Origin of the sequence: Paraburkholderia sp. BL21I4N1 (assembly GCF_002973525.1) — a bacterium.
Lineage (GTDB): Bacteria > Pseudomonadota > Gammaproteobacteria > Burkholderiales > Burkholderiaceae > Paraburkholderia.
The window spans coordinates 22152-34722 of record NZ_PVEN01000031.1 but is presented as its reverse complement, the minus strand read 5'-3'; the positions used below and the strand labels follow the sequence as shown (position 1 = coordinate 34722).

Annotated in this window: 14 protein-coding genes; 7 read left to right on the top strand and 7 right to left on the bottom strand. The window is 63.1% G+C overall.

The features are described 5' to 3' along the window. Positions 1 to 151: 151 nt before the first annotated feature. From B0G83_RS36965 to B0G83_RS36950, 4 genes are all read right to left on the bottom strand, one after another. Positions 152 to 712 carry a hypothetical protein gene (locus B0G83_RS36965; protein WP_105512209.1) on the bottom strand — a complete coding sequence of 187 codons (561 nt, stop codon included), beginning with the start codon at positions 710 to 712 and terminating at the stop codon, positions 152 to 154. 23 nt (positions 713 to 735) lie between these two features. Beyond that, positions 736 to 1371 (bottom strand): hypothetical protein, encoded by a 636-nt coding sequence (locus tag B0G83_RS36960; protein WP_258168504.1) that lies wholly within the window; start codon positions 1369 to 1371, stop codon positions 736 to 738. Positions 1372 to 1706: 335 nt separating this feature from the next. Then, positions 1707 to 3074 carry a sigma-54 dependent transcriptional regulator gene (locus B0G83_RS36955; protein WP_105512208.1) on the bottom strand — a complete coding sequence of 456 codons (1368 nt, stop codon included), beginning with the start codon at positions 3072 to 3074 and terminating at the stop codon, positions 1707 to 1709. Beyond that, on the bottom strand, positions 3059 to 4552 hold the full coding sequence (locus B0G83_RS36950; RefSeq protein ID WP_105512207.1) for a PAS domain-containing sensor histidine kinase: 1494 nt from the start codon (positions 4550 to 4552) through the stop codon (positions 3059 to 3061). The genes B0G83_RS36955 and B0G83_RS36950 overlap by 16 nt, the downstream gene beginning before the upstream one ends. A 274-nt stretch (positions 4553 to 4826) precedes the next feature. Between B0G83_RS36950 and B0G83_RS36945 the strand changes: the two genes are divergently transcribed. From B0G83_RS36945 to B0G83_RS36930, 4 genes are all read left to right on the top strand, one after another. Continuing rightward, positions 4827 to 6080: an MFS transporter gene (locus B0G83_RS36945; protein ID WP_105512206.1), complete on the top strand. Its 1254-nt coding sequence runs from the start codon at positions 4827 to 4829 to the stop codon at positions 6078 to 6080. A 34-nt stretch (positions 6081 to 6114) separates the two neighbouring features. Further along, positions 6115 to 7365 (top strand): arsenic transporter, encoded by a 1251-nt coding sequence (locus B0G83_RS36940; protein WP_105512205.1) that lies wholly within the window; start codon positions 6115 to 6117, stop codon positions 7363 to 7365. Positions 7366 to 7661: 296 nt separating this feature from the next. Then, positions 7662 to 7979 (top strand): helix-turn-helix transcriptional regulator, encoded by a 318-nt coding sequence (locus B0G83_RS36935; RefSeq protein WP_105512212.1) that lies wholly within the window; start codon positions 7662 to 7664, stop codon positions 7977 to 7979. 83 nt (positions 7980 to 8062) lie between these two features. Continuing rightward, positions 8063 to 9124: an alkene reductase gene (locus B0G83_RS36930; RefSeq protein ID WP_105512204.1), complete on the top strand. Its 1062-nt coding sequence runs from the start codon at positions 8063 to 8065 to the stop codon at positions 9122 to 9124. Positions 9125 to 9353: 229 nt separating this feature from the next. Here B0G83_RS36930 and B0G83_RS36925 read toward each other — a convergent pair whose 3' ends face one another. Next, a complete protein-coding gene (locus B0G83_RS36925) occupies positions 9354 to 9881 on the bottom strand; it encodes a GNAT family N-acetyltransferase (protein ID WP_105512203.1) in 528 nt (175 codons plus the stop codon). Between the two features lie 138 nt (positions 9882 to 10019). Between B0G83_RS36925 and B0G83_RS36920 the strand changes: the two genes are divergently transcribed. The 3 genes from B0G83_RS36920 (at position 10020) to B0G83_RS36910 (ending at position 11726) form a co-directional block, all read left to right on the top strand. Next, positions 10020 to 10667 carry a VTT domain-containing protein gene (locus tag B0G83_RS36920; protein WP_105512202.1) on the top strand — a complete coding sequence of 216 codons (648 nt, stop codon included), beginning with the start codon at positions 10020 to 10022 and terminating at the stop codon, positions 10665 to 10667. A gap of 16 nt (positions 10668 to 10683) precedes the next feature. Further along, the gene (locus B0G83_RS36915; RefSeq protein WP_105512201.1) at positions 10684 to 11295 is read left to right on the top strand and encodes a LysE family translocator; all 612 of its coding nucleotides are present in this window, start codon (positions 10684 to 10686) and stop codon (positions 11293 to 11295) included. A gap of 182 nt (positions 11296 to 11477) precedes the next feature. After that, a complete protein-coding gene (locus B0G83_RS36910) occupies positions 11478 to 11726 on the top strand; it encodes a hypothetical protein (RefSeq protein WP_258168502.1) in 249 nt (82 codons plus the stop codon). Here the strand turns inward: B0G83_RS36910 and B0G83_RS36905 are convergent. Both B0G83_RS36905 and B0G83_RS36900 read right to left on the bottom strand, forming a co-directional pair. Next, on the bottom strand, positions 11709 to 12215 hold the full coding sequence (locus tag B0G83_RS36905; protein ID WP_105512199.1) for an SRPBCC family protein: 507 nt from the start codon (positions 12213 to 12215) through the stop codon (positions 11709 to 11711). The genes B0G83_RS36910 and B0G83_RS36905 overlap by 18 nt on opposite strands. Further along, positions 12212 to 12568: a helix-turn-helix transcriptional regulator gene (locus tag B0G83_RS36900; RefSeq protein WP_105512198.1), complete on the bottom strand. Its 357-nt coding sequence runs from the start codon at positions 12566 to 12568 to the stop codon at positions 12212 to 12214. Before B0G83_RS36900 ends, B0G83_RS36905 begins: the two co-directional genes overlap by 4 nt. Positions 12569 to 12571 lie beyond the last annotated feature (3 nt).

Sequence of the window (12571 nt, the reverse complement as noted above, 5' to 3'; positions counted from 1 at the left end):
CGGTCATCGCCTTCAACGAATCGCTTCATGAGTCACCCGATCTCAGTGCGTTGATTCAGTTTAGGCGATCAATACGTTTTCACACACTCTGGACCGATAACGGTCGAGCCGGTCATTGACGACCGGCGAACTGCTATTTCTCAATGCCCGTTCAGGACATGTCGTCAACGAGTTCAGCGATTTCATGAACGTTCACCGTTCGACCGTGCCGATTTTTGATGCCGTCACCCCACGCCTGCACATGAACCCCCGGCGCAAGATAGGCAGCGAGTTCAGCGGCGGCATGCGGCGGCATCCGCAGCGACGTGCCGTCATCCAGCAACGCGCCGCGTAATTCTCCCTTTGGACCGAACAACGGCAAGACGACCTGGCCTTGCACATCCGCCGGTTTCGTCTCCATCGCGGGCGCAGGCTCCTTTAGATCGTGATGCGGCGGCCCGTCGTCCACGATCTCGACCGCGTTCCTGGTGGTCAGCGAAATCGCCACGACGAGGTCGGCTGAGCGAGGTTTGACACCGCGGACCCGCACACTGTCGCCAATCGCGACATGTCTGGCGACGCGCTTCGACAGGTGCGGGGGAAAGTGCACTTGCTGCGGGGGGCGGCCGCTGCGTTCGAGAATGAAGCCGTCGAGTTCGCCGTGCGGATTGAGCAGAAACTGTGAGACCTTGCCGAGGGTTTCGGGCAGGCAAGCGGGATCGATCCAATACATGGGGTGCACTCCTTTAAATTGAGTTACTGGGGCAAGTTGCCGTAGAGGGTGGTCAGATTGCCCGGTGTGCCGAATGCAGTGGCCTGCAGCGCCTCGCCATATCGGTTGCGGGTGCCGTAGCCTTGAGCGGCGATTGTCGTTCCTGGGCGCAGCAGATTGGCAAACTGCACGGCAGCCGGCGGCGTCAGCTTGATGACCGTACCGTCGGCAAGCAGCACGCCGTCGGATTCGCCGCGAGGCGCAGTCGTAACGCGCAGCACGCGCCCCACTGCACTGAGCTTGACCAGCCCGATACCGGCCAGCGAACCTGGCAGACGCTGTGCGTTGGCGGGTGGCGGCTGGTCCGCGATACGGCGACCGTTTTTCGTAACGGAGATCAGGCTCGCGCGCAACGTGCCGTCCGGCTGTTGCGCGAAGCCGCTCACGTTGACGGTATCCCCCGGCGATATCGTGCTGGCCACCTGGCTGCCCACATGCGGCGGGAAACGCACCAGGGTGTTGTCGGCGAGCAGCATGCCGTCGACTTCGCCATCGGGATTGATCAGAAACCGCCGGACGACGCCGCTCATGCTGGCAGGCGCGCCGTTGAGCGGTTCGTTATCACGCGCTTGCGGCGGTGGCGCGGGCGCGCCGACATCGGGCGGAGCAGGTATCGGCATCGCTCCATTCGACTGACCTGGCATGGATCCGCCGGCAACTGACGGAGGTGGCGGCGTTGTTGCGCTGTTTTGCGGTAACGGCGCCGGTTGCGCGGCGCAAGCCGCAGTCGCCATCACGGCGAGCGCAAGCGTCGCCTGGGTAATCAGATTGAACCGGTTCATCATCAGACTCCTTCGACACGAAATGTCGTGCGGGAGTCTTTGCAAGCCCTATGCCATTGCGCGACGCCTGCCAGATCAGGCCTTTCGCCCATTGAGCCGTGGGACGATGTCCGTCTGCTGGACATGGGGTGTCCGATTGTTGGACATTTACGCGGACCGTTTGCGCAAAAAAACTAATCGAGCTTATACGCCGCCATCTTCGTATAAAGCGACTGGCGACTTATGCCGAGCCGGCGCGCGGCTTCCGCGCGATTGCCCGCAGTCTGCTGCAATGCGCGTTCTATCGCCGCACGTTCCAGCCATTCCATGGCCTGCGGCAACGGCAGATCGAGCAACGCGACGGGAATCTCGCTGGCCGACGCGCGCGGCGCGCTCAGAAAGGCAAGGTCATCATCCGTGACGAGCGGGCCGCGTGCGAGCGCCGCGACGCGTTCAATCGCGTTTTTCAACTCGCGCACATTGCCCGGCCACGCGTGGACGAGAAGACGGCGCTCCGCGTCACTGCTCAAGCTTCGCGCCGGGCCGCCGAGGCTCGCGGCAGTCGCGAGAAAATGCGCGGCGAGCGGCAGTATGTCGGCAGGACGCTCGCGCAGTGGCGGCAAATGAATCGGAATCACGTTAAGCCGATAGAACAGGTCTTCCCGGAACTTGCGAGCGGCGACCTCCGCCACGAGGTCGCGGTGCGTCGCGGCCACGATCCGCACGTCGATCGGCACGTTCGCATTGCTACCGACCGGCGTGAGCGTGCGTTCCTGAATCACGCGTAGCAATTTGGCCTGCATGGGCAGTGGCAGATCGCCGATCTCGTCGAGAAATAGCGTGCCGCCGTCCGCCTCGGCGATCCGTCCGGTTCTCTGCGTCGCCGCGCCGGTGTATGCGCCTTTCACGTGGCCGAATAGTTCGCTTTCCAGGAGTTCGGTCGGGATCGCGGCACAGTTGATGGCGACAAACGGCGCGTGCTGGCGTCGCGAGACGTCATGCAGCACGCGGGCGGCGACTTCCTTGCCGGTGCCGGTTTCGCCGGTGATCAGCACGGTTGAATCGGTGGCGGCCGCGCGACCGATCTGCTTCTGTGCATCGCGTAGGGCTTCGCTGTTGCCGAGCAAGCGTGGCGTGTTCGCGTCGATGGACTCTTCGCCCGACGCCGCGAGTGCCGCGCCCGACAGGTCGCCGTTCGAGGCGCCGATCTTCACGAGCAGCGTTGCGATCGTATCGCGCCCGACCGGCTTCGTCAGATGCTCGAAGGCGCCCAGGCGCATGGCGTGGATGGTGTTGTCGCTCGTGGCGAAAGCGGTCAGCACGACCACGGGCAGCGCCGCGCGCGCGGGCATTGCGCGCAACCGTTCGAGCACCTCGATGCCGCTCAGGTCTGGCATCCTGAAGTCGAGAAACATGCAATCGATCCGTGTGCCACCTTCGAGCAGGCTGAGCGCCTCGTGACCACCGCGCGCCTGCGTCGTGTCGTGGCCGAGATCGCCGAGCGTTTCAGCGAGGCTTTCGCGGAAGGCGTCGTCGTCGTCGACTATCAGGATGTGCGGCATGGCATCTCGATCACAAAACAGGCGCCGTGCTCGCGCCCGGCATAGAACGCGCGACCGCCATGCGCCATGGCGATCTCGCGCACCACCGCAAGCCCGAGCCCCGAGCCGGCGGCGTCGCTGGTCACGAATGGCTCGAAAATGCGCTCGCGCTCGGCGGGCGGCACGCCCGGTCCATCGTCGGCGACTTCAATGCTTAGGGTGTCCGCACGCCGCGTCGCGCGCAACGTGACGTGGCCACCGGTGGGTGTATGCCGCAGCGCATTGAGTATCAGATTGTCGATGGCTCGGGCCAGTTGGGCGGCGTCGAAACACGCCTCGTCCGGCATGTCGACTTCTTGCGCAAGGTCGAGCACGACACCGGCCCGCGATGCCGCGTCGAGATGCAACTCGACGCGCGCCATCAGCCACTGATGCAGAGCGACAGGTTGCCGGTTAACGCGGATCGGCTGGGTGAGTGCAAGCAAACCGGACAACTGCACCTCCACCCGCTGAATCTGTTCGAGGATCGCGGCCAGTGCGCGCTGCTTGCGCTGCGCGTCGCCGGCCAGTGCGTTTTCCGCCTTGAGGCGCATCGCGCCGATCGGATTGCGAATTTCGTGGGCGATCTGCGCCGCCAGCCGGCCAAGCGCGGCAAACCGCTCGGCGCCCGCGAGCTTTCTGTCGAGTTCGCCCGCTTGCTGTTGCAGTGCCGTGGTACGTGCACCGTAAGCGTTGAATGCGACGACGATCTTGTCGAGGTCCGGCTCGCCGGTGGGTGCGATCGGCGTGAAAGGCGCATTCAGGTCCGCTGATTTGCTCAGGTTCTTCTCGACCCAGGCAAGATTGGCACGCCAGCGGCGCAGACGCGTTCCCAAAGCAATCGCGATCGCGACGATCACGGCGAGGAGCACGGCAAGCCCGGTGACGAAGGTCTTGCCGTCATGACCGAGCGGTGGCCGCACCCGCGTGAGTGTCCAGGCAAACAGTCCGGCGCGCCTCGGCACTGAACACGCCGAGACGATCACCGCGTCCTGCTGTCCTTCGACAAAATCGGACGCCGCATGGCCGCCTGCAGCCGCGCGAAGGGTGCGCAGAATCAACGGCGTCTCGGCCTCGGGAATATCCCGCTTGATGCCGCTGCCCTCGTAGGTTGGAAACGCGTACGCGTCGAAGACGCCACGCATGCTGCTCGTCGAACGCCAGAAACCGCCTTCGACGCCCGGCATCTGTGCGAGCACGACGTCGAGAATCGCGTGCATCAGATCCGTGTTTGGCGCGCCTTGCGGATCGGCGGCCCGGTCGACCGACAGGTCGTAGCGCGAGGCGACCGCTTTGCAACTGGTCAGCGTCTGTTCGCGCGCCACGCCGATTTGCCGCTCCAGATTGCCTTGAGCCATAAACCAGACGAGCCCGATCAGGAGCGCACACATGACCGCCACCAGCAGCCAGAAAACCACGAGCTGGCTAGCGAACGAGAGGCGCCATCGGGTTGCGGGCATGGATGTGCGAGGAACGAAGGGACTTTAAGCATAGCAAAAACCCGGCCCGCCACGGCCCAAGCGGTGGGAGGTTCCTGCAGGCGTCGCGGGCGCGAATGCTCGTGCACTTAAGGACATCGGCAGGTGTCGGTTTTCTGGACACCGGCTGTCCAGCGAACCGACACCTGCTGACGCCAAGGCGCGTACCCGTTCCATCCGATGCGGCACGCGCGGATGGCATGGGGGTTGCATAGGGGCTTTGCTCCTGGCCCAACCGTCGTGATCGTGAGGCACCGTGAAAACCAGCCGCGCACTCGAAGCACTGAACTTCTTCATGGCCGACGTTCAGGCCGGCATTGGTCCGTTCCTCGGTGTGTTTTTGCAAGCGCGCGGATGGGGCACGGACATGATCGGCACGGTAATGAGCATCGGCGGTATCGCAGGGATGCTGGCGACGTCTCCGGCCGGCGCGCTGGTCGACGGCACCCGTCACAAGCGCGCCTTGATCGTGGTCGCGGGCGTCATGACTGTGCTGGCATCGGGCTTGTTGCTGGTCTCTCACGACTACTGGACAGTCGCCGCCTCGCAGGTCGCCACCGCGATCACCGGTGCCGCCATCGGACCGGCGATGGCCGGCATCACGCTGGGCGTCGCGCGGCAAAGCGGCTTCGACCGGCAGTTCGGGCGTAACCAGGTCGCGAATCATGCGGGCAATGTCGTGGCCGCGGCACTATCAGGCTGGTTGGGGTGGCGCTACGGTTTCGGCGCGGTGTTCGCCTTGAGCGCCGTGTTCGGCGTGCTGTCGATCCTGGCTGTCGTGATGATTCGCAGCGACTCCATCGATCATCAGGCGGCCAGAGGCCAGGCGCAGCACGAATCGCACGAGAGTTCGACCGATGCCAAAGTCAGCGGCTTTCGCATTCTGGCGCAGTGTCGCCCACTGCTCGTACTCGCCGCCGCACTCGCGATGTTTCACCTTGGCAACGCCGCGATGTTGCCGCTCTATGGACTCGCCATCGTCTCGGCGCACAAGGCGGATCCAAGCGCGTTTACCGCCGAGACCGTGGTGATCGCCCAGGCGGTGATGGTCGTTGCGGCGATGCTCGCTAACCGGCTGATCCGATGGCACGGCTACTGGTGGGTCATTCTGCTCACGTTCCTGGTACTGCCGGTACGCGGACTGATCGCCGCCTCGGTGATCCACGCGTGGGGTGTGTGGCCCGTGCAGGCGCTCGACGGCATAGGCGCCGGCTTGCAAAGCGTCGCGGTGCCGGCGTTGGTCGTGCGCCTGCTGAGCGGCACTGGCCGCGTCAACGCCGGACAAGGCGTCGTGATGACGGTACAGGCCGCGGGCGCTGCGTTGAGTCCGATGCTCGGCGGTCTGCTCGCTCATCGCTTTGGTTATTCCGCCGCCTTCATCGCTCTAGGTGCGATTTCGACCGCTTCGCTCGCGCTGTGGCTCTGTTGCGGCGCAGGGCTCCGGCACGCGTGCAGCATACGTGGGGACCCGAATCGCCATGCGGTGGACTCAACGCCGTCTGCTTTCTGACGACGGAACGCATTGATCTACGGAATCTCTATCGGTGAATTCACTCTTTCTTTCGTGGGGTATCGCGGCGGCGGCCACCGTCGGCGTGATCGTACGCCCTTTCAGATGGCCAGAGGCCGTATGGGCGGTCGCCGGTGCCGGGCTACTCGTGTCTCTGCACCTGTTACCCGTGGATCTCGCGATTCGCGCGGTCGACAGGGGGAGCGACGTTTACCTCTTCCTGATCGGCATGATGCTGCTCTCGGAAGTCGCGCGCCGCGAAGGCCTGTTTGACTGGGTCGCCGGTTTAGCGGTCAATCATGCCAAGGGCTCGCCTCGCAAGCTCTTCCTGCTGGTATACCTGGTCGGTGTGGTGATCACCGCGTTCCTCTCCAACGACGCCACCGCAGTGGTTCTGACACCTGCCGTGTTTGCCGCCGCTAAAAAGGCCAGGACGCCTCCGCTGCCATTACTGTTCATCTGCGCGTTCGTCGCCAATGCCGCCAGTTTTGTGCTGCCGATCTCGAACCCGGCCAATCTCGTGCTGTACGGCAATCACACGCCGGCCCTGGGTGTCTGGTTGACGCGCTTTGCCGTGCCTTCGTTGCTGTCGATCGGCCTCACCTATCTGCTGTTACGCTGGACTCAACGAGCAACGCTCTCGGGCCAATGCGAGGCCGATCTGGAATCGTCGCAGTTGTCGGCGAGCGGGCGCGTGGCGCTTGCCGGCATTGCGATAACCGCCGCCGTTTTACTGACCGTTTCCGCTTTCGATATTCCGCTCGGCTGGCCGACCGCGACGCTCGGTGCGCTGACCGCCATGGTCGTGCTCATTCAGGAGCGCAAGTCCCCGCTGCCGATGATTCGGGAAATATCGTGGAGTGTGTTGCCGTTGGTGGCAGCTTTGTTCGTACTGGTCGAGATGCTGGATCACACCGGCGTAATCGCCGCACTGGCGACTTTGCTGCAACGCGCACCGCCCAATGGCGAACTGGCGACGGCAGCTTCTGCGGGAGGTGTCATTGCTCTTGCGAGTAATCTGATGAACAACTTGCCGGCCGGATTGATCGCAAGCTCAACTGTCATGCAGGCACAGGGTTCCAGGCTTGTCACCGACGCGCTGCTTATCGGTGTCGACCTGGGTCCAAATCTGTCGATCACCGGTTCGCTCGCGACAATCCTTTGGCTCAACGCAATTCGCCGAGAAGGTGAAGACGTCGGCTTTATGACGTTTCTGAAGGTCGGCGCGGTGGTGATGCTGCCGACGCTTGCCTTGACCTTGTTCGCGCGGATAGTCATGGGGTAGATCGCGCATCACCAGCGAACGGCATTTAATCAATGGACAGCGGCCCTTCGGCTCAAGACTGCGAACAACGGCTCCTGGCCGGCTACCTGCTCCTGCCGTGAAATCGAAGAACTACCGAAAACCCAGGGACGCGAGAACGTAGCGCCGCTACGAAGGTCGCGACGACGGGATCAATCGGCCACATAGTCAGTAGTGTCTTCAAGCATATCGTCAAAATACGATATATGATTCGTCTTGTAGCGATGCAGATGCATGGGCGCCAACCGGCGTTCCAAGCCTGCGTGTTGTTGACAACCATGAAACCGACCCGAACGACACCCGACATCGACGCGATTCACAAAGCGCTGGCCAACCCGTTACGCCGGGAGATTCTCGGCTGGCTGCGGGAGCCGTACGCGCATTTCGCCGATCAGGAGTTGCCGCTCGACCACGGCGTATGTGCCGGCAAGATCGACGCGCGCTGCGGTCTGTCGCAGTCCACCGTGTCGGCGCACCTCGCGGCATTACAGCGCGCAGGGCTCGTCACGTCGAAGCGGGTTGGCCAGTGGGTGTTTTTCAAACGCAATGAGCCCGTCATTCAGGCCTTTCTCGACCATATGAACGAGCAGCTTTGAGGGTTTCATTCGCGTCAGCACGCCTTTTTCATCACGTATTTTTTCAGGCCGGGCCACAAGCTCGTTGCCGAAGGTGAACTCTCATGCCGACTCTTTTCGATCCGCTGCAAATTGGCGATATCACGCTGTCGAACCGCATCATCATGGCGCCGCTGACGCGCCAGCGTGCTGAAGAAATCCGCGTGCCGAACGCGTTGATGGCGCGTTACTACGCCGAGCGCGCGAGCGCCGGTCTGATTATCAGCGAGGCCACCTCGGTCACCCCGCAAGGCGTGGGCTATGCCGACACGCCGGGCATCTGGTCGCGGGAACAGGTCGAAGGCTGGAAGCTCGTCACGAACGCGGTGCATGCGGCCGGCGGCAAGATCTTTCTGCAACTGTGGCACGTGGGCCGTATTTCGGATCCCATGTTCCTGAATGGCGAATTGCCGGTTGCGCCGAGCGCGATCGCCGCGCAAGGACATGTGAGCCAGGTGCGTCCGGAACGTCCGTTCGTGACGCCCCGTGCGCTGGAGCTCAACGAAATCGCCGGTCTGGTCGACGCGTACCGCAAGGGCGCCGAGAACGCGAAGACGGCCGGTTTCGATGGTGTGGAAGTGCACGGCGCGAACGGCTATCTGCTCGACCAGTTCCTGCAGGACAGCACCAACCAGCGCACCGACGCCTACGGTGGCCCGATCGAGAACCGCGCGCGTCTGCTGCTCGAAGTCACCGACGCGTGTATCGACGTGTGGGGCGCGAACCGCGTGGGCGTGCACCTTGCACCGCGTCGCGACTCGCACGACATGGGCGACTCCGATCCCGCCGCTACGTTCGGTTACGTGGCTCGCGAACTCGGCAAGCGCAAGATCGCTTTTATCGCGGCTCGTGAAGCGCTCGGCGACGATCGCCTCGGCCCGCAATTGAAGCAGGCATTCGGCGGCCCGTACATCGCGAACGAAAAGTTCACCAAGGAAAGCGCGCAACACGTGCTCGACGCGGGCGAAGCGGACGCGGTGGCATGGGGTCAACTGTTTATCGCGAATCCGGACCTGGTACGCCGCTTCGAAACGGACGCGCCGCTGAACCAGCCGAATCCGTCAACGTACTATGCGCGCGGCGAAACCGGCTATGTGGACTATCCGGCGCTGGAAACGGTGGAATAAGCGGCTGGAATAAGTGACTGGAATAAGCGGGGGTATGAGCGCCTCCCACGTGGCAGCGCGCTCGCGGTAGCAAGCGTTAAAACGACGCGGCGGATGGGACCGGGAAGAAGTAACGGTCCCATCCGCCGCGTTTTTCCTTGCGCCGGCCGGCCGCATGCTTTGTTCGCACCGCCTCACGCTGAAGCGTCTCACACACCGTGAACACCGTCGATGTACAGCCCTCCTCACCTCATGCCAGATCGCGCCGCATGAACACGCGCTTCGACTCGTCGAGTCCGCGCGCGATATGCGCGTCGCGCCGCTCGATCAGATGCGCGTCGAGTTCCGCTGCTTCGATATCGCGAAACCCGAGCCGCCGGTAATACGGCGCATTCCACGGTACCTCGCGATAGGTGGACAGAATCAGTTGCGTGAGCTGCCGCGCCAATGCGTGTTGCGCGACCTGCTCGATCAACGCCGCGCCGATCCGCTGTCCCGCATGCGACGTCAGCACGTCGAGCTCCTGAATATAGATGCGCGTGGGCTGCGGCTCGAACATGACGAAGCCGGCGCGGATCGCATCGGCATCCACGGCGACGATGATCTCGCGCGCGGCAATCTTGCTCTCGACACGTTCGATATCCATCGGCGGGGCGTCGGCAATGCCCGTCAAGCCGACACTGGCGAAACGCTGACCCGCTTCGAATTCAATGGCCCGGATCGCGTTCGCATCGGACGGCGCGGCAAAACGGAAGGTGACAGCGGAAGCTTGTGGCATAAAGGTTTCGCAGGCTTGTTTCAGGTTTTATTTGCGCATGATATTGCGCGATATTGACATCTCCCCAAGGAAATTGACAGGCGCCCAAGCCACGACCGGGCTACACTCCCGAACATCCCAATTCCTCCGCGCCCCGAGATGGATCTGATGCATGTGTTGCAGGTCGCCCTGCACTTCGACCAGCACCTGAGCGGTCTGATCGTGCAATACGGCACCGCCGTCTACGCCATGCTGTTTCTCGTCATCTTCGTCGAGATCGGTTTTCTGCCGCTGTTCTTTTTGCCCGGCGATCCGCTGATTTTTATTTGCGGCGGACTCGCGGCGACCGGTGCGTTAAACATCTGGCTCGTGGCGCCCGTGCTGTTCGCGGCCACGGTGGCCGGTAGCGTCGTCGACTATGCGATTGGCCGCGCGATCGGCGAAAAGGTTTATACCGCCGACTATCGCTGGCTCGACAAGAACGCATTGCGCAAGGCGCATGTGTTTTACGAAGCGCGTGGCGGACTGACGTTTCTGCTGTCGCCGTTCATTGCGGTGGTGCGGACCTTCGCGCCGTTCGTCGCGGGCGTTTCGCGCATGACGTTCGCGCGTTTCCTGTCGTTCGTCAGCGCGGGCGCGGCACTGTGGATCGTGTCGCTGGTGACGGCCGGCTACCTGTTCGGCAATGTGCCGATGGTGCGCGATCATATGAGTTCGATCGTGTTGCTGGGCGTGACGCTCGGCGTCGGATCGTTGCTGGTGAGTGCGGTGTGGCGGTTTGTGAATCGGCGTTGGCGCGCCCGCTAATTTGTCGAGGATCGTGATGACGGTATCTGCTTTGCTGGTTTTTGCCGTGGCGTTGATCGTCGTGGCCGGTACGCCCGGCCCTAGCGTTGCGGCGCTGGTAGCGCGCGTGCTGACCCATGGCTTTCGCGACGTGCTGCCGTTTCTCGCCGCCATGTGGCTGGGCGAAGCGCTGTGGCTCACGTGCGCGGTGGCTGGGCTCGCGGTGCTCGCGCGCAGCTTCGGCATGCTGTTCGTCGTCTTGAAGTTCGTCGGCGTGGCGTACCTGCTGTTTCTCGCGTGGAAAATGTGGCGCGCGCCGGCAAACGTCGCAAGCGACGACTTGCCGCGCGGCCAGTCGCCGTGGCGCATGTTCGTCGCCGGACTGCTCGTTACGCTTGGCAATCCGAAGATCATGATGTTCTATGTCGCACTGCTGCCCACCATCATCGATCTGTCGCGTATCGGCACGCTTGCGTGGCTGGAACTGACGCTCACCATGCTGTTCGTGCTGATGATGGCGGATTTCGCGTGGGCGTTGCTCGCGACGCGAGCGCGTAAATTGCTGACCACGCGGCGCTCGGTCAGGATCACCAACCGCGCGAGCGCAACGGTGATGGCGGGCGTGGCGGCAGCGATTGCCTCGCGGTGAGTTGCGTTGGTCGTGTGGCTTTGGATTGGCGGCGTCGGTTGCTTGCGGTATTGCGTACCACGCTCTGTCGACGACATCGCATTCGACCAACTACGTGCGTATCTGATGACGCAGGACGTCAAAGCTATTCCCGGTACCAACATCCGATATTTCGGCACGATAGACGTACGATGAAACCTCTAATGCGCTGCCTGTTGGCAATCGTTTTGACCGTGCCCGTTTTCCTTGGCGTCACGCAGATCAATGTACTTCTCGCGTGGCTATACAGCGAGAGCGGGTATCAGGCTCTTGCCCCTCTGTTCCATCTGTTTGGCTCGGTCGGCGTAGAAGGCCACGAAAGCGTGATAACGGGGCTGCTGCTCGCGCTGAGTCTCGTTGTTTCCGCGTTCATCGTGTGGCTCGGTTCCGCTTTGCTAAAGCGCCGGCGGTAGCCGCGCACCTCCCACCTCCGCGCGCAACGCGGCCAACAAAGCCTGCCACCACTCCCCATGCCGCAATAGAAACACCTGCTCGGGAAAATGATGGCGCGCCACATGATCTTGCGGCACCGTATCCCAACCACGATGCTCGACGGTCACCCGTGTCTCGTCTCCCACCGCTTCGAAATGCACCTCGACATGCGTGTGTTGCGCAGCGGAGAAACTCGCCTGCCGCCAGCCGAATGCCAAACGTTCGCCCGGCTCCCACGCGGTGACACGGCCCACCTCGAATACGCTGCCGTCGGGCTGCGTTTCGATCAGACGTCCATGGTCGCAACCACCTTCCTCAGACGGTTCGAACGACAACACCCCCGCCCCTTGCGGCGTGAATTGAAATAGTCCGTTAGGCCGCCACCATCGGCCGATATCGCGCGTAAACACATCGAACGCACGCGACGGCGTAGCGGCAACGCGCAGCGACACCTGCACGCGCGAACTCATCGCGACTCCTCGAGATGCGCCTTGAACGACAGCAACTGCGCCGACCACAACGCTTCGGTCTGCTCGAGCCACGTTTTCAATTCGTTCATCGGTGTCGATCGCAATACATAAAGCCGCACGCGCGCGTCCACGCTGTCGGCGCTGCCGCTGCCGCTGCGAGATTCTTCGATCAGCTCACTCGAACGCAGCACCCGCAAATGCCGGCTCATCGCTTGCGGCGAGAGACCGGTGGCCTGCGCGAGTTCACCGGCGCGCATGGGTTGCCTGCTCAACAGATCGACCACCCGACGCCGGTTCGGATCGGCCAGTGCGGCCAGCGTGCGGTCGAGCGAGACGCTCGCGGGTAGGCCCATGCG

What these genes read in the sequence shown, in the direction of transcription:
- B0G83_RS36925 (WP_105512203.1), bottom strand. Translation starts at nt 9,881, where the DNA reads ATGCCACAAGCTTCCGCTGTCACCTTCCGTTTTGCCGCGCCGTCCGAT.
- B0G83_RS36905 (WP_105512199.1), bottom strand. Translation starts at nt 12,215, where the DNA reads ATGAGTTCGCGCGTGCAGGTGTCGCTGCGCGTTGCCGCTACGCCGTCG.
- B0G83_RS36915 (WP_105512201.1), top strand. Translation starts at nt 10,684, where the DNA reads ATGACGGTATCTGCTTTGCTGGTTTTTGCCGTGGCGTTGATCGTCGTG.
- B0G83_RS36960 (WP_258168504.1), bottom strand. Translation starts at nt 1,371, where the DNA reads ATGCCGATACCTGCTCCGCCCGATGTCGGCGCGCCCGCGCCACCGCCG.
- B0G83_RS36950 (WP_105512207.1), bottom strand. Translation starts at nt 4,552, where the DNA reads ATGCCCGCAACCCGATGGCGCCTCTCGTTCGCTAGCCAGCTCGTGGTT.
- B0G83_RS36930 (WP_105512204.1), top strand. Translation starts at nt 8,063, where the DNA reads ATGCCGACTCTTTTCGATCCGCTGCAAATTGGCGATATCACGCTGTCG.
- B0G83_RS36900 (WP_105512198.1), bottom strand. Translation starts at nt 12,568, where the DNA reads ATGGGCCTACCCGCGAGCGTCTCGCTCGACCGCACGCTGGCCGCACTG.
- B0G83_RS36955 (WP_105512208.1), bottom strand. Translation starts at nt 3,074, where the DNA reads ATGCCGCACATCCTGATAGTCGACGACGACGACGCCTTCCGCGAAAGC.
- B0G83_RS36935 (WP_105512212.1), top strand. Translation starts at nt 7,662, where the DNA reads ATGAAACCGACCCGAACGACACCCGACATCGACGCGATTCACAAAGCG.
- B0G83_RS36910 (WP_258168502.1), top strand. Translation starts at nt 11,478, where the DNA reads ATGCGCTGCCTGTTGGCAATCGTTTTGACCGTGCCCGTTTTCCTTGGC.
- B0G83_RS36965 (WP_105512209.1), bottom strand. Translation starts at nt 712, where the DNA reads ATGTATTGGATCGATCCCGCTTGCCTGCCCGAAACCCTCGGCAAGGTC.
- B0G83_RS36920 (WP_105512202.1), top strand. Translation starts at nt 10,020, where the DNA reads ATGGATCTGATGCATGTGTTGCAGGTCGCCCTGCACTTCGACCAGCAC.